The organism is Vibrio sp. 2304 (assembly GCF_033339475.1).
GTDB lineage: Bacteria > Pseudomonadota > Gammaproteobacteria > Enterobacterales > Vibrionaceae > Vibrio > Vibrio alginolyticus.
Map to the genome: position 1 here is coordinate 919,045 of NZ_JAWOUQ010000001.1, position 17,087 is coordinate 936,131.

General features: G+C 41.9%; 13 protein-coding genes. All 13 read left to right on the top strand.

Annotation, left to right across the window (positions count from 1 at the left end):
* Positions 1–14 precede the first annotated feature (14 nt).
* The 13 genes from tssM to R7P64_RS04195 all read left to right on the top strand — a co-directional run bounded on the left by tssM (position 15) and on the right by R7P64_RS04195 (position 17,050).
* On the top strand, positions 15–3,533 hold the full coding sequence (tssM, locus tag R7P64_RS04135; RefSeq protein ID WP_213872419.1) for a type VI secretion system membrane subunit TssM: 3,519 nt from the start codon (positions 15–17) through the stop codon (positions 3,531–3,533).
* A complete protein-coding gene (gene tagF / locus R7P64_RS04140) occupies positions 3,515–4,210 on the top strand; it encodes a type VI secretion system-associated protein TagF (RefSeq protein ID WP_005387528.1) in 696 nt (231 codons plus the stop codon). The genes tssM and tagF overlap by 19 nt, the downstream gene beginning before the upstream one ends.
* 9 nt (positions 4,211–4,219) lie before the next feature.
* Positions 4,220–5,014: a PP2C family protein-serine/threonine phosphatase gene (locus R7P64_RS04145; RefSeq protein WP_005387527.1), complete on the top strand. Its 795-nt coding sequence runs from the start codon at positions 4,220–4,222 to the stop codon at positions 5,012–5,014.
* Positions 5,007–6,122, top strand: a complete 1,116-nt coding sequence (gene tssA, locus R7P64_RS04150) for a type VI secretion system protein TssA (protein WP_005387526.1) — start codon at positions 5,007–5,009, stop codon at positions 6,120–6,122. Before R7P64_RS04145 ends, tssA begins: the two co-directional genes overlap by 8 nt.
* Before the next feature lie 15 nt (positions 6,123–6,137).
* The gene (tssB, locus tag R7P64_RS04155; RefSeq protein ID WP_005387524.1) at positions 6,138–6,668 is read left to right on the top strand and encodes a type VI secretion system contractile sheath small subunit; all 531 of its coding nucleotides are present in this window, start codon (positions 6,138–6,140) and stop codon (positions 6,666–6,668) included.
* Positions 6,668–8,161, top strand: coding sequence for a type VI secretion system contractile sheath large subunit (tssC, locus tag R7P64_RS04160; protein WP_005375950.1), 1,494 nt, complete (start codon positions 6,668–6,670; stop codon positions 8,159–8,161). Before tssB ends, tssC (R7P64_RS04160) begins: the two co-directional genes overlap by 1 nt.
* A gap of 52 nt (positions 8,162–8,213) precedes the next feature.
* Positions 8,214–9,725 (top strand): type VI secretion system contractile sheath large subunit, encoded by a 1,512-nt coding sequence (gene tssC / locus R7P64_RS04165; protein ID WP_005387521.1) that lies wholly within the window; start codon positions 8,214–8,216, stop codon positions 9,723–9,725.
* A 10-nt stretch (positions 9,726–9,735) separates the two neighbouring features.
* The gene (locus R7P64_RS04170; RefSeq protein ID WP_318123189.1) at positions 9,736–10,530 is read left to right on the top strand and encodes a type VI secretion system accessory protein TagJ; all 795 of its coding nucleotides are present in this window, start codon (positions 9,736–9,738) and stop codon (positions 10,528–10,530) included.
* Between the two features lie 7 nt (positions 10,531–10,537).
* Complete coding sequence (gene tssE, locus R7P64_RS04175) at positions 10,538–11,002, top strand: type VI secretion system baseplate subunit TssE (RefSeq protein ID WP_017635621.1); 465 nt, start codon at positions 10,538–10,540, stop codon at positions 11,000–11,002.
* Positions 10,999–12,822 (top strand): type VI secretion system baseplate subunit TssF, encoded by a 1,824-nt coding sequence (tssF, locus tag R7P64_RS04180; protein WP_151515519.1) that lies wholly within the window; start codon positions 10,999–11,001, stop codon positions 12,820–12,822. The genes tssE and tssF overlap by 4 nt, the downstream gene beginning before the upstream one ends.
* Positions 12,819–13,784, top strand: coding sequence for a type VI secretion system baseplate subunit TssG (gene tssG / locus R7P64_RS04185; RefSeq protein ID WP_262657212.1), 966 nt, complete (start codon positions 12,819–12,821; stop codon positions 13,782–13,784). The genes tssF and tssG overlap by 4 nt, the downstream gene beginning before the upstream one ends.
* A gap of 10 nt (positions 13,785–13,794) precedes the next feature.
* Positions 13,795–16,362, top strand: coding sequence for a type VI secretion system ATPase TssH (tssH, locus tag R7P64_RS04190; RefSeq protein ID WP_213987032.1), 2,568 nt, complete (start codon positions 13,795–13,797; stop codon positions 16,360–16,362).
* 208 nt (positions 16,363–16,570) lie between these two features.
* Positions 16,571–17,050 (top strand): Hcp family type VI secretion system effector, encoded by a 480-nt coding sequence (locus R7P64_RS04195; RefSeq protein ID WP_005375967.1) that lies wholly within the window; start codon positions 16,571–16,573, stop codon positions 17,048–17,050.
* The last annotated feature ends 37 nt before the right edge of the window (positions 17,051–17,087 follow it).

Below are 17,087 nucleotides of genomic sequence, written 5' to 3' on the forward strand. Positions count from 1 at the left end.
ATAGGTAGATAGAGATGCGTATTAAAGAAATTGGCAGAATATTTACTCAAAGATGGTTTCTCGGTCTTATCGGTGTCGCTGCTTGTTCTATTTTCATTTGGGTTGTTGGTCCACTTATTACGATAGCGGGATATGAGCCCCTAAAGAGTGACTTTCAACGGCTAGTCACTATTCTAGTGTTGGTGTTGCTTTGGGCGATATTTAACGTTACCAAGCAGCATAAGCAAAAGGTGAAAGAAGACGAAAGTATTCAAACGTTGCTTGAGGTTGATAGCCAATCAGATAAAGAAGCGGCAAGTGAAATTGACTTAATGCGCGAGCGTATTGAGCAAGCTGTCAAAGTAGTGACGAAAACACACAAAGGCAAGAGAAGCTTGTATGACTTACCGTGGTATGTATTGATTGGCCCTCCTGGAACGGGGAAAACAACCGTATTAAAGCAGTCGGGGTTAGAGTTTCCATTAGGAGACAGCCTTGGCTCTGACTCTATTGCCGGTGTAGGTGGCACTCGTCACTGTGATTGGTGGTTTGCAAATAAAGCAGTTCTTATAGATACGGCTGGCCGGTATACGACACAAGACAGTCAAGAAAAGGTCGACTCTAAAGCGTGGCATGGTTTCTTAGGATTGTTGAAAAAGTATAGAACGCAAAGACCAATTAATGGTGCGATTGTTACGATAAGCTTAGCCAGCGTGATGTCTCAGACTCGAACCGAGCGAAGTCTTCATGCTCGAGCAATTAAGTCGAGACTTCAAGAACTGAAAAACCAGTTAGGCATGCAGTTTCCGATTTACGTATTGCTCACCAAAATGGATTTAGTTGCCGGTTTCAATGAATTCTTTGCCGATTTAAGTAAGGAAGAACGAGATGATTTATTTGGTTTCATGTTCCCTCGTGAAGTGGATGATGAAAGAGGCGTTATTTCTCTATTCAACAAAGAGTTTCATGGCATGTTGGAGCGCCTTGATGCCCGTATGCTTAGAATACTTGAAACTGAGGACGATTTAGATAAACGCGCGCTTATCTTTGAATTTCCAAAGCAATTAAGAGTGCTACAAGCTAATCTTGACGAGTTTTTAGCTGAAATTTTTGCACAAAACAGTTTTGAAGAGCCTGCCTTGATTCGTGGTGTGTTTATGTTGAGTTCGGTTCAAGAAGGCTTACCAGTCGATAAGCTGATGAATGAATCAACCAATGGACTTGGGTTAAATCGTTTAGCTCTAGCAAAGAGTCAGACTGGTTCTCATAGTTATTTCGTAAAGAATCTTTTTGACAAGGTTATTTTCAAAGAGCAACTGTTAGGAACAGTTAATCGTCACTATCAAAAGCAGTCAGGTTGGATGCGTCGAGGTGTTTACATTGGATGTACAACGCTACTGCTAGGAGCTTCTGCGCTTTGGTTTATGAGTTATAAGTGGAACTCACAGTTAATTGTCGATACCAATGAACAAGCTAGCCATATTGATGCACTGATTGGCGCTCAAAGTTTAGATTTTGAAGCGGATATTGTTTCAGCTGTAGAAACATTAGATAGGTTGATGACGCTTCCTCTCGGAAAGCAAAGCAACTACGGTGATGCCGACTCTGTAAAGAGGTTTGGTCTCTATCAAGGAGACAAAGTATCTCAGGCGGCAAACAATGCATATTCTGATGCTTTGACCCAATATTTCGCCCCTTTGCTTCTTGATAGCTTGGTGTCAGAAATGGAGAGCAATCAACAGCATCGTGAGTATTTGTACGAAACGTTAAAAACGTATTTGATGTTATTCAATCCAGACAAATATCAACAAGATGAAGTGTTGGCTTGGTTTAACTTTTATTTCGAACGTCAATATCCGGGTGAGCTAAACGCAGACTTAAGAAGACGTTTGCTACAGCACACTCAATATTTATTAGGCAACGATGGACAAGGCTTTACTTACAACACTGCTGCCGTTACGAGTGCTCGAGAAGTGTTGACTCAAATGTCTCTACCTGAACGTGCTTATCAGCGAATGAAAATACAATTTTCTAAGAGTCATGTACCTTCATTTCGCTTGACTGATGTATTGGGACCTAAAGGGCTTGAGCAGTTCGAGCGAGCTAGTGGAAAACCGCTATCACAAGGCATTTCGGGTTTCTACACGTACAATGGTTTTCATAGCATTTTTCAGATTCAGATCAACCGTACAGTAAAAAGCCTAATGGAAGAGAACTGGGTTTATGGTGACGATCTTAAGGCTCATGAAATTGATCAAGATAGTGCCATCCAAGGCGTTCAGTCTCGATACTATCAAGATTATGTTAATGAATGGAAAACGTTGATCGAAGATATTCAATTGAAGCAGGCTCCGAGCCTAGAACTTGCGACAGAGCAAGCGAGGGTTTTATCTGGAGTTGAAAGACCAATCGAATCTTTGTTGAGAGCAATCCAAAAAGAGGTTGCTCTATCAAAAGTATCATTGTCAGAAAATCAAAAAGCCGCTTCTGAAGTTGCTGGTAAAGTTGCCAAAGTTAAGTTTTCAAATACGGCAGATAGACTAGACATGTATTTACCTGAAGAAAACGGCTTCAATGTTGCTCTGCCAGGTAAAGAAGTCGAATCGCATTTTTCAGAGATCTTACGCCTTGGTGAGCAAGACTTTGATGATATTCAACAAGCAATGGTTAACTTGCGTTCGTATTTAAGTGACTTATCAAGCTCTGGTAACAATCAGAAAATTGCCTACAAAAGTATTTTAGATGGAACCGTTACACAAGATGTCGCAGCTTCCTTCGCTCGTGCTAAAGAACTTTTGCCGAGACCATTTAATCAATGGCTAGGTGAGCTTTCTCAAGAGTCGGTTAAGTTTGCGGAGAGCGGTTCGAAGGATCATCTAAATCAACTTTGGGTAACACAGGTGGTCCGCCCTTATCAGCGGACTATTGCTGGCAGATATCCATTCGAGCCCAACGCGAGCAGAGAAGTTAGATTGAAAGACTTTAAGCGATTCTTTGGTTATGGAGGTACGCTTGACGCATTCTTCCAAGAATACCTCGAACCGTTTGTGGATACTTCGAAAAGTCGTTGGCGATTAGAAAAGGAAATTGGAGTTCGTCCAGAAACACTAATGGTCTTTCAAAGAGCGCAACGTATCAGGCAGTCTTTCTTTGAATCTGATAATTCATTACGCGTAGAGTTTGGGATGAAGCCTGTTTATCTAGACCAGCACATTACTCGATTTGTCTTAGAGTTGGGTGGACAAGATTTGGTTTATAAGCATGGACCAGCAAGAGCTAAATCGTTGAGTTGGCCTGCCGGTCAAGATCAGACTCGAATTGTGTTCACACCACCTGAATCTAAACGCGAAATTGCGCATACCTATGAAGGTGAGTGGGGCATATTCAAGCTTTTGGATCAATCACTTAAAGCAAGGCCAGAATCGCGTAAAGACAATATAGTTATGATTGATTTAAAGGGAAACAAGGTGCAACTAGAGCTTATTCCTTCTAGTGCTATTAATCCGTTTTGGTCAAATGAAATGGAGAGGTTCAGATGTCCACGAACCTTATAACATCAGGCTGGGGATATATCGGCAAAATGCCTGCAAAAGGGGACTTTGTGAAAGATGGTTTATCACAAGATTTCTCGGAGCGTTGGCATGATTGGCAACAGGCGGTTATTGCAGTCAGCAGGGAACAACTGGGTGAAAGCTGGAATGAGCACTTTTTAACGGCTCCTGTGTGGCACTTTGCTTTGGATATTAGCTATTTAGAAGACTCAACCTACATTGGTAGCATGATTCCTAGTGTTGATGCATGCGGTAGATACTTTTTCTTTACTATAGCTCGTGCCGTAAAAGGTGAAGCTGCGCAATATTGGGGTGACAGAGCTTGGACAGAGGACAGTGCCGCTCTTGCTCTTTCAGTACTTGAGGACGACTTTGTCTTTGATGTTTGGCATAAGAGTACTCAAGAAAAAAATGACCTCGTTGCGAATGTAACAAGTGAAGTGAGGCCTCTAGAGTTTCTTTATCAAAGCCAAATATCTACAGTTTTTCATGATCACGGCAATACTGATCAAAATACGCTTTTGAATTACCTCATTAAAGAAAAATTGAGTAAACCATGTTTTTGGTGGACTGAAGGTTCAACGAAGGTTGAACCATGCATGTTCATTACTAGTGGATTTCCTTCAATTGGTCAGTTTTCAGCCATGCTTGATGGCGGCTGGAAAAAGTGGAATTGGTAGGATAGAAGAATGAATTGGAACTATTTTACCTTTGCTAAATCGCACGCAGGAAAAGTACGCCCTTATAACGAGGATGCTCTGTTGGATATGACAGAACAGCATATTTGGGTGGTTGCCGATGGAATGGGTGGACACAGTGCTGGCGATATAGCAAGCCAGATGCTAGTGGATAGAGTCGCGCGCCACATGCAGGATGTCTCCAATACTAGTATCGATGATATCCGAAGAGTGGTTCAAGAAGCGAACTTAGAAATTTACCAATACGCACAAAATCACTTAGACGGTAAAACGATGGGAACAACACTTGTTTTGTTGTTTATTCAGGATGGGTATTACCACTGTCTTTGGGTGGGTGATAGCCGAATTTACCAGCTTAGAAGTGGTAATTTTGTCCAAAAAACACGTGATCATAGTCAAGTCATGGACTTAGTGGATCAGGGCTTATTGGCATTTGAAGATGCCGAATCTCACCCTCTTGCAAATGTTATTACCAGAGCTGTTGGGGTCGACGAAAGTGTCACTATTGATCAAGTTTCAGGGCAGTTGGCTGACGGCGATCAGTTTCTACTCTGTAGCGATGGACTCTCTAAGGAACTTACGAGTGAGGAAATTCATCGGACATTGTATGCAGACTCAGTCAACCAAGCTGGATTAGCGCTCATGCATTCGGCTTTGGTTCGGGGCGCAAGTGATAACGTAACTTGTGCTTTGATCAAAGTTCGCCAAGCGCAAACGGAGTGCGAAACAGTAACTAGAGAAGACGCGACAATACCTGTCTTTCTAAGAGGGAGAGCTTATGAGTAATGAAATGTTTGATTGGTATGAACAAGCGTTGGCCCCTATATCTCAAGAAAATCCTACAGGTGTTGATCCTAGAGAGGATGTATCACCACAGTCTGCATACTATCGGTTGAAAGATCAGCGTATGGCCGCCCGCAACGCTGAACGTAATGCTCTTATAGAAGAAGAAAGTATCTATACCCACAGTAATTTATGGCGAGTATTTATTGAAGATGTCCCAGAAATACTCACGAATCAGTCTAAAGATTTGGAGTTTGTTGCCTGGCTTATAGAAGCCCTAACTCGATTGTATGGTTTTCGTGGTATGGGCGTTGGCTACAAACTCGCAACCAGTTTAATTGAGAACTTTTGGGATGATCTGTACCCAATGCCTGATGAAGATGGTATTGAGACAAGAATATCGGCGATTATTGGCCTCAATGGTATCGATAGTGAAGGAACACTTATTTTTCCAATTGCTTGTATACCATTGACTGACTTAGGCGTGGAGCAAGCTTATGCCTATTGGGAATATCAGCAAGCTATAGAGCTTGAGCGCTTAGACGAAGATAAGCGCCGAAATCGAGTCGAGCTTGGGGCTGTTGAGCTATCTGAAATTACAACTACGGTTAAGTCGACTTCTGATACGTTTTATCGAGAATTAATCACGGATTTGGAGTTCGCTAAGGAATCATTTAATGAATTCAGTCAGCGATTAGATGAAGCGGTCGGTGATGTGACTCCTAGTTCTTATATATCAAAAAGACTTGAATCAATACACTCGGCATTAAAGCACCTTCTTGGAGATCGTTTTAATCAACCACAAGCGGTGTTTGAAGAGCTAGAGGATCTTGATGAATCTTCTTCTGAACAACCGTTAAGTTCACAAAGTTGTGATGCATTATTAGCGACAAACATGAAATCACGAGAGCAGGCAATTAGACAATTGCAGCAAGTAGCTGATTTCTTCCGAGAGAGTGAACCTCACTCACCAGTTTCTTACTCCATCGAACAGATCATTCGTTGGTGTGGGATGCCTCTGCCGGAGTTACTGGCGGAACTTATCTCTGACGGGGATGCAAAGAAAAGCTACTTCCGTTTGGTTGGCATAGCAGAACAAAATGAAAATTAATAAAGGGAGAATGGTATGACGAGTATCCACTCGAAACTATCACGAGTACGGAAGCCTCGTGTCCACATTACCTATGATGTTGAAACTGAAGGTACAACTCTTAAGAAAGAACTGCCTTTTGTTGTAGGTGTAATGGGTGATTTCGCTGGTCAAAACACAGAAGCGTTGAAGCCATTAAAAGACCGCCGTTTTATTCAGATCGATCGAGATAACTTTGACGATGTACTCAAAAAAATGAATCCATCGGTGAAGTTTAAAGTTGCGAATAAGCTTGCGAATGACGATTCACAGTTTGAGGTCGATTTAAACTTTAAATCAATGCAAGACTTTGAGCCTGCTGCGATCGTAAATCAAGTTGATCCACTACGCCAATTGATGGAAACGCGTAATAAACTGCGTGATTTGATGACAAAAGTTGACCGCTCAGAAGAGCTTGAAAATATCCTAGAGGATGTTTTGAACAATACGGACAATCTGGCAAGACTTGCAGGCGAGTTAGATCTTGACAAGAAAGCGAAGTCAGACAGTACTGAAGGAGCGGAATAATGACGACTGAAGCTGAAAAACAGTTAGATCCAACAGTTAATGAACAGACAACTTCATTCTTAGATCAAGCTATTGGTGCGACTAAGCAGACCGAAGCTTCTCGTGCTGAGGAGCTGATTAAAACGCTCGCTGAAGAAGCAATGAAAGGGACAGTTACTTGGAACAAAAACCTAACTGTAACTTTTCGTGAAGCGATTAATTTGCTCGATAGGCAGATTTCTGATCAGTTGTCTGAAGTAATGCATCACCCAGAATTACAGAAACTCGAAGGTTCTTGGCGCGGCTTAAATTATCTAGTGATGAATTCAGAGACCAGCTCTACTCTGAAAGTTCGCATGATGAGTATGACCAAGAAAGAGCTACATAAAGACTTGAGCAAAGCTGTTGAGTTTGATCAAAGCCAGATCTTTAAAAAGGTTTACGAGTCTGAGTTTGGTAGTGCTGGTGGTGAACCGTATGGTGCATTGATTGGAGACTATGAGTTTACCAACCACCCAGAAGATATTGAGTCGTTACGTCTAATGTCAAATGTAGCGGCTTCTGGCTTCTCTCCATTCTTGTCCGCGGCTTCACCAGCACTATTCGGCTTTGATGAGTGGACTGAGCTGTCAAAACCACGCGACCTAGATAAGGTATTTGAATCACTAGAATACGCCCAATGGCGTTCGTTCCGCGAGAGTGCCGATTCGCGCTTCGTTAGTCTGACGATGCCAAAAGTCCTTGCTCGTTTGCCATACGGACAAGCTACCGCTCCAGTCGAAGAGTTTGGGTTTGAAGAGTTCGAAGTAGATCCTGTTTCAGGTATTGCTGTTAACGCTGAACATAACGACTACTGTTGGATGAACTCTTCGTATGTTCTTGGTGTTAAGTTAACCGACGCATTTTCAAAATATGGATTTTGTACTGCCATCCGTGGTGCAGAAGGCGGCGGTCGAGTGGATAACTTGCCAACGCATTTCTTCATGAGTGATGATGGCGACCCTGATATGAAGTGCCCAACAGAGATTGGTATTACCGACAGACGTGAGGCGGAGCTTGGTAAGCTTGGTTTCTTACCGCTTTGTCACTACAAAAACACCAACTATGCAGTGTTCTTTGGTGCGCAAACCTGTCAAAAACCAGCGAACCATGAATCCCCTGAAGCAACGGCCAATGCGGCCATTTCTGCCCGCCTACCTTACATGATGGCAACATCTCGTTTTGCGCATTATTTGAAAGTAATGGCTCGAGATAAAATTGGTAGCTTTATGGAAGCAGAAGACGTTGAGTCTTGGCTGAACCGCTGGATCCTAGGTTACGTCAATGCTTCTGAAGGCGGTGGTCAAGAGATCAGAGCGAAATACCCTCTAGCAGACGCTCGTGTTCAGGTTAAGGAAATTCCTGGCGCACCTGGTTCTTACAATGCCGTAGCATGGCTGAAACCTTGGTTGCAAATGGAAGAACTGACGACATCTTTGCGACTTGTGGCCAAGATCCCTCAGTCAGGTGGATAAGAAACGAATTGGCTGGTCGAAAGGCCAGCCATGACCAATCTTTATGTTCTAGATGGAATTAGCAGTGTCACTTAACTTTCGCGACCCTAGCAAGCTAAAACATGAGTTCAGTACCGGAGGCTACGCTGAACTTGATAGCCCGTGGTTGACTCGATTCAATGAATCTTCTGATCTTGTAGCGTCAGCGCGAATTTGGCTAGAAGGTACACGTTCAAGAGATTTGGACAGCTTTCGTCATAGTGTGATGAACACAATTAACCGCATTGATGAGCTATTAGAATCTCAACTAAACGAAATATTACATCATCCTGAGTTTCAACAGCTCGAAAGGGGGTGGGTTGGAGTTAGGTATTTATGTGAACAGGTTGATTCTCATTCATCGGATTCTGTAAAAGTTAAGGTTTTAACGGCGACATGGAATGAAATCAGTAAAGATGCTTTAAAAGCCATCGAGTTTGACCAATCAGCACTATTTAAGTTGCTCTATCAAAATGAATATGGCATGGCAGGGGGAGAACCCTTTGGTGTGGTGGTTGGAGATTATCAGCTTCGCTGTGACCCTAGTAAAAATTATTTTGATAGAGATCTGTCTGTGCTGAGTAAGATCTCTCAGTCTGCAGCTGCAGCATTCAGCCCATTTATCATGTCTGCATCGCCAGAGATGTTTGGTGTTGATAGTTTCGCTCAACTCTCTGCGATAAGAGATATAGCGGCCCAATTTGAACAGGAAGATTATGCAAAGTGGCGTAGTTTGAGAGATAACGATGATGCTAAATTTATTGGTTTGACTGCACCTAACGTCTTGTTCCGTCAGCCATACAAAAGTGATGGCTCGCGGAATGATAAATTCAATTTTCAAGAACACATCTACGACTCCAACCGAGATTTGCTATGGGGGAGTAGTGCGTACTGTTTTGCTGCCGTATCAATTAGAGCATTTCAGGAACATGGTTGGTTCACGCATATGCGAGGGATTAAACAAGGCGATTACAGTCAGGGTATTATCGTCGCTCCTACAAGGAGCAAGATGCGTGTTAATGGCAAGAATGATCGTGAAAGATGTCCGTTAAACTTGAAAATCTCTGAGAGAAAAGAACAAGAATTGTCTGAGTGCGGTTTTATTTCTATTTCTCCAATACCTGAGACCGATATGGTGGGGATGACCTCGAATGTATCTCTCTACAAGCCCAAACAATACGCAGAAAAGCATATTTCAACGAATGCAAAACTGACATCGATGTTGCAATACACATTGTGTGTATCGCGAGTCGCACATTATCTCAAGGTTATGGGGCGTGACAAAATTGGTGGGTATCAAGACGCAAAAAGCCTAGAGCGTGACTTTCAACGCTGGTTACATCAGTACACTACCGCATCAGATGAAGCGTCTGATGAGCTTCGAGCTAAATACCCCCTAAATGAAGCGAAAATTACAGTTCGAGAGAAAAGAGAAACTCCTGGACATTATTACTCAGTTATCCATTTGCGACCGCATTTTCAACTCGATCAAATGGTATCTAGCATTAAATTAATTACCGAATTATCACCAGAGCACATGGTGTAAGGAAATAACAATGACTCAATGGAAAAATGCTTTGTCCCAAGGCCTATTGCAACACGCTCTAGAGCAATTAATTGATGAAATTAAAGCAACCCCTAAAGATGCGAGCTTGAGAAGTTCCTTCATTGAGCTTCTTTGCATTGATGGGGACTTCGAGCGTGCGGACGCTCAGCTCATGCAATCGATTAAATTGTTTCCTGAGTATCTGCCTGGTGCAAGTCAGCTACGACATTTAGTGAAAGCAGCTCAAGCTAGAAAGGATTTTATCAATGGTGCGGCTAGTGCCAAAGTAATAGGTGATGAGGAATTAACTAAAGAGCTTGTTCGATTTAATCTTGCTCTCGGAAATCAAGAGTACGAAGAAGCGTCACGTCTATCGCATCGCATTGAAGAGCATCGTACTATTAAAGGGTTTAACGTAAACGGCACAAACTACGAAGATGCTAGAGATATTGATGATCGTTTAGGTGGTTACATTGAACTGTTTTCTACAGCAGGTAACTATTTTCTTGTACCCATATCGAGCATCCATACGCTAGAAGTTAAAGCACCTGCTTCTTTGTTAGAGAGTATTTGGCGACCTGTCGAGTTTGATATCGATGGGCTTGGTGAAGGCGAAGGCCATATGCCGTTGACATATGTTGACTCAGAGACCGATGCGCAAAAGTTAGGTCGAGAAACGGATTGGAAGCAGATTGGTGAGCAAGAATCTTTTGTTGGCTTGGGTCAAAAATGTTGGTTAGTCGGTGACTCAGCGCTTCCAATCTGTGATTTGACTACATTATTAGAACAGAAACAAATAGCGTAGAAATATCATGTCGTTAACCGTTTCTCTGCTCGACAAATTGATAGATAGTGATCCTCTCACTCGAGATGAGAAAGACTTCCCTGCAAGCCAGCAACAGATGTTGAGCAGCTTACTTAGAGATCTAGAGTCGATGCTGAATAGTCGTATTGGATGGAAAAACATTCCTGATGATCTTCTAGAGGTTCGTTATTCAATATTGAATTATGGGCTGCCAGATTTTTCCTCAATGCCCTATAGCAGCCAAGAAGGGCAGAATCAGCTTTGCGACATTGTTCATGATGCAATTAAAGAGTTTGAGCCGAGGTTAAGGAACCCTCATGTCCAGATTTCGGACGAGAAAAACGCTATTGATAGGGTATTGAGGTTACAGATAAATGCCACTTGCTTAATTGATAACAGTATTCATGAAGTGCGATTCAATTCTGAAGTAGAGCCGGTAAATTTAGGTATGAAACTGAGTAGAGCAAAATGAGTGAAGAGTTTCTCAAGTACTATAATCGCGAGTTAGCTTATTTGCGTCACAAAGGGCAAGAGTTTGGTGAGCAGTATCCCAAGATTGCCGCGAGACTTCGTATTAGTGAGGAACAGGTTGACGATCCACACGTAGAAAGATTGTTAGAAGGCTGCGCATTCCTAACAGCAAGGATTAGACAAAGCTTAGACAATAGTTACCCTCAGTTTACAGAGTCTTTGATGGGACAGTTATATCCGGATTTTCACGCCCCAATCCCGTCAATGTCAGTCATTAAAATGAGCTGTTCTAACTCCACTTCCTCTTATTTTGATGTAGAAGAAGGCGAGCGAGTTGTTATCGGTGCTCCTGGATATCATGAGTGCGAGTTTAGAACTTGTTATCCGGTCAGAATGTATCCTGTTGATGTGACCTCTGGCGTTTTTAAAAATGCGCCTTTCAAGCCAGTTGGCTCACGATGGGAAAGCAATGCTCATTCAGTTTTGAAAGTACAGCTCACGGCTCAAGATGAAGAGACTCCTCTTGGTGAAATGGGGGTAGAACGGCTGCGCTTCTATTTAAACGGTCAATCTCAATTGACTTTTAAGCTCTACCAAATGCTGTTTCAAAACCTAATTGGTTTATCTGTTGTTGTGGATGGCAAAGAAGTTCGTCCTTTAACCAAAAGACATCTTTCTGAAGTGGGATTTTCAGAAGGCGAGAAAGTTGTGCCATACAGTAAAAGAAGCTTTTCAGGAGCAAGATTACTTGTTGAGTATTTACACTTTCCTGAGAAGTTTATGTTCTTTGATATCACCGAACTTGGATTATCAGAGCTAGATCTTAGAGAGCAAGTCGAACTGTATTTTTACTTTGATACCAACGATGACTGGCTTCCAAAGCAAGTGGACGAAGAAAGCTTAATGGTAGGCTGTGTGCCTGTGATCAACTTATTTAAAAGTATTATGGAGCCTAAGCGTATTCTACCAACTGAATACGATTACCACTTGTCTCCACAATACCAAGAAGCTGAAAGTAATGAGGTTGTCTCAATTTCTGACGTAACGTTGAGAAATTGGAACAAAACGTACCACAATTTGCCATGTTATCACGCTGGTGAGCACACGCATTATACGAACACTAGTGAGATTTATTGGTTGATGAGACGTGAGGATAAGAACTGGGCTGGTGGGTATGATGAGCCCGGTAGAGAAACTTACATTTCTTTTGTTGATAAAAAACATCAATTGTTCAGCCCGGATAGCCGGGAAAACTGGTTAATGTACGTGGAAGCTGAGTGCTGTAACCGCAACTTAGCGCAGAAACTTCCATTTGGAGGTGGGCTGCCGCAAGTATCTTTACCGGAGGTAAATGACAATTTCGAATCTGTTCGTTGTTTAGTTTCTTTATCAGAAACTATTCGGCCAGAAATGGATGAAAGCACACGATGGCAGTTAACTAAGCTTTTAACTTTAAACCATTTTACCGAGGAAGATGGTTTAGCAACTTTGAAGCAGACCCTTAATCTCTATGCATTTTCTGGGACAGCAGAAACGAAAGCGGTAATCGATGCTTTAACTAAGTTAGAGTTTGAGCCGACTACAGGAAGAATTAGTCAGAAAGGCAAAGTTGGATTTGCGCACGGTATAAAAATTATTTTGACGGTTTCTGATCAAATTTTACCTAAAGAGCAGATCTTTCTCTTAGGTAGTGTTTTATCTGTTTACTTCTCGCAATATGCTGAAATTAACATTTTTACGCAGTTAGAAATAAGACTTAAGTCCACGGGAAAGTCTTTCCACTTATGGCCCGCATTAACTGGCGATAAGGTGTTGCTATGAACGCGGAACAATTTTATCGAGAATTAAAGCAACATCCATTGTTTGAAGCGATTCATCTTATTGAACACGAAGTTCTGCAAGCAGAGGCGCAAATAGGAACAGATGCGTTACCGAAGCATGAAAAGCTAAACTTAAAGGTTAATCCATCATTAGGTTTTGAAAATGCTCAGCTTTGTGAACTGAAAAATATAGATGACAGCAAGTTAGAGATTGAGACCAATTTAATAGGCCTAACGGGTGAGCAAGGTGTGCTTCCCCAGCACTATAGTGAATTAGCTTTACATCGCCAAAAAGAAGGCGATACGGCTATGGTGGACTTCTACGATATTTTCAATCATCGCTTATTATCTCTTTATTATCGATGTTGGCAACTGAGTCAGCTGACTGTTCAGTCTCGTGCGCATGCGCAGGGCGCGCGTTCGCCGTTAGAAAGCTGTAAATCGGCATTAACTGGGAAAGGGAGTTCACTGTCCCGGCACTATGGTGGTGTGTTTGCTTCACCAGTGAGAAGTAAAGGTGGACTAAAAAGTATTCTTGAATGTTTATCTGGATGCCAAGTAAAAGTTCATGAATTTCAAGGACAATGGTTACACCTTACGAAAGAAGAGCAAACACGCCTTGCATCCCGAACTATGCCTGAAGGGCAGTTTGCTCAACTTGGTTTAGGAGCGTCTTTGGGTTCGAAAGCATGGAACATCAACGCGGGGACAACAATAGAATTTCTGCCAAAAGATAAACAGCTAGTTAGTAAATTGCTTCCTAACCAACCCAATATAGCAATCATTAAGAACGCTGCTTATGAGTTGATTGGAAAACATAAACAACTGAAGTGGCAGCTCACCACCAAACATAGTTTGCTACCACAAGCTTGTTTATCGAAACAGCAGGGGCAGTTAGGTATTGGTTCTGTGCTTAAAAAACACGAACGTACAAAAGATCGAACTATAACAATTACTATTTAAAGGAAATGTAATGGCTTCACTCTCACTTTCAGCGTTGGTCGAAAGATTGTCTCCTCAGGCTAAGGAAACACTTGAACAGGCAGCTGCGATGGCAAGCTCCCGAACTCATCACAGTATTGAAATGTCTCACTGGTTAATGATGATTATCCGCCATCCTGACGATATTTACTCTGAAGTTTTTGACGAATTTGATGTCGATAAAATCAAGGTTGAAACCGATATTCAAAAGGCATTAGAAAAATACAAAACAGGATGCCAGTCGGTGCCTGGGCTATCAGCTCATACGGTGACTGTTATGCAAAATGCCTTGTTGTCTGCAACCATTGAATTCAATCAAGAACAGTTGGGGTGCATCCATCTTTTATTTGCCTACTTGTCTGATGATACGTTAGTCAACATGGCTGGTTCGATTAGTCCTGAACTAAACAAGATAGAACCATCTCGCTTATTGAACTTTAAAGAAAGTAATGCGCCTCAATCAAGATCGAATGACTTAGCGCAGTCAAACGCGAATTCCGCCTTAAATCAATTTACAACAGACCTTACTGAGCAAGCTAGGGAAGGTAAAATAGATCCGGTGATAGGTAGAGATAATGAAATTCGCCTAATGATCGATATTTTATTAAGACGCCGACAAAACAACCCGATTCTTACGGGAGAAGCTGGTGTTGGAAAAACAGCCGTTGTTGAAGGTTTGGCGCAAAAGATCATTGATGGCGATGTACCTCCCGCTCTGCAAAATGTGGCAATTAAGTCTCTGGATTTGGCGTTACTGCAAGCCGGCGCAGGCATGAAAGGTGAGTTTGAAAACAGGCTTAAGAACCTTGTTAAGGAAGTAAACGACGCTCCACAGCCTATTATATTGTTCATTGATGAAGCTCATGGCCTAATTGGCGGTGGTGGGCAAGCGGGCCAAGGTGATGCGGCGAATATTCTGAAGCCAGCATTAGCGAGAGGTGAACTCAGAACGATCGCAGCAACAACGTGGGCAGAGTATAAAAAGTATTTTGAAAAAGATGCAGCTTTAACTAGGCGTTTTCAAGTCGTAAAGGTTGATGAGCCTGCCCCTGAACTCGCGATCGAAATGTTACGAGGCTTACTTGATGTAATGGCACAACACCACGATGTTCATATCACTAACCAAGCTCTCAATGCAGCGGTCCAACTCTCAGCTCGATACATTAATGGTCGTCAACTGCCAGATAAAGCGGTTTCTGTTTTGGATACGGCCTGCTCACGAGTTGCGTTAAGTCAGTCATCTACACCGGGAGGCCTAGATGCGAAAAGAAATAAACTTAAAGCAAAGCAAGCTGAGTATGAGCATCTTAGCCAAGAGAATCGGCTAGGAGCATCTCTTGATGTGCAGCTGCAAAGTGTCCGAAAAGAGATTGATGCGCTATCTAATGACATTATTGAATTAGAAGGACTTTGGGAAAAAGAAAAAGAATGGGTAAGTGAAGCTAAGTCACTTAGAACCCAAATAATCCAGGAGGGTTCTGAGACTGCGAGAGACAAGTTACAAGAGCTTGAAAATAACCTCTCCGCTAACTCACAGCCCTTAGTTTTTTCGCATGTAAATGAAGCGCTAATCGCAGAAGTTATTTCGGATTGGACCGGTATACCGCTGGGTAAACTTCAGGATGATGAAATCCAAGCAGTATTGGGTTTGAAAGAAAGTTTGTGCAAGCGAGTTGTCGGGCAGGATCACGCTTTAGAGCTCATGTCTGAAGTGATAAAAACCGCGAGTGCGCAGCTCACGGATGAGACACGACCAAATGGTGTATTTCTCCTAACCGGACCAAGCGGAGTGGGTAAAACCGAATCGGCTTTGGCGATTGCAGAGAAAGTGTATGGTAGTGAAGAAAATGTCACGACTATCAATATGTCGGAATTTAAGGAAGAGCATAAAGTCTCATTGCTATTAGGTTCTCCTCCTGGTTATGTCGGTTATGGAGAAGGAGGTGTACTGACTGAAGCTGTTAGACGTAAACCTTATAGTGTAATTCTCCTCGATGAAATGGAAAAAGCGCACCCTGGTGTTCAAGATATTTTTTATCAGGTATTTGATAAAGGCTCAATTAAAGACGGTGAAGGTCGAGATATAGACTTTAAAAACACTATTATTATTATGACCGCGAACACAGGGACCGAAACGACGATGTCTTTGTATTCTGATCCTGATTTAGCGCCTGAGCCGTCAGCACTAAAAGATGCTTTACGCGATGATTTGTTGGTTGACTTTAAACCAGCATTTTTAGGGCGTGTGAATGTATTACCTTATTTGCCTCTATCAAGAAAAGTATTGATAGAAATAACAAAATTAAAGTTGGATAAAATTACGACTCGTATTCGTAAGCACTATAACGCTGACCTGTTTTTTGATGAGGAACTAATTAATGATATTGTAGACAATAGCAATGAGTCTGGGAGTGGTGCGCGTGTGGTACAAACAACCATAGAAAATACATTGCTTCCGAAGATTTCTCATGAAATATTGCATGCAATTCTTAATGATAAGACGTTTGATGAAATTATTGTTAAAGGTACAACTAGTGGACTTGATGTCTCAATAGTTTAACATCCTTTACACTCTCAATAATAATTGGGAGTTGGTTCATATTAACTATTATTTTTTATAAAAAACGCTTAAATTAAATCTTATTTAAAGATATAACAGGGCGTATTTAAAATGAAGTTTTTGATACATTAATCACTAATTATCACCAAACGTCAGATAATTAAATTATTACGATATATGTCAATTAATAATGCTATAGGAGATTAGCATGCAGTCTAATACGTATCTTAAATACGCAGATATTAAGGGTGAGGCAACAGCCGAGCAATACAAAGATTTGATTACACTACTATCTGTAGATTGGAGTGTAGGTCGTGAGATCTCATCATACACTGGTACAGCGATGGACCGTGAAGCGAGCGCTACTCGTCTATATGATTTGACTATCACTAAACTTCAAGACCGTTCTTCTCCTGACTTATTTAAAGAAGCGACGATTGGTAAAGGTAAACCAGCGGTTTTCCATATTACTAAGCAGGGTGAGAAGGTTGAAGAGATCATGAAGATCGAACTGACTGATGCGATGATTTCTAACTACTCAGTTTCTATCCAAGACGATCGTCCAGTTGAAACTATCACAATTTCTTACACAGAAATGATGATGACAGTGACTCCTACTGACGATAAGAACAACACTTCTGCTCCATTGGTATACGGCTACAGCGGTGTTAAAGGTCAACAAATGTAATTTTCATGCGGGGGAGTATTCCTCCGCATTTTTTTGA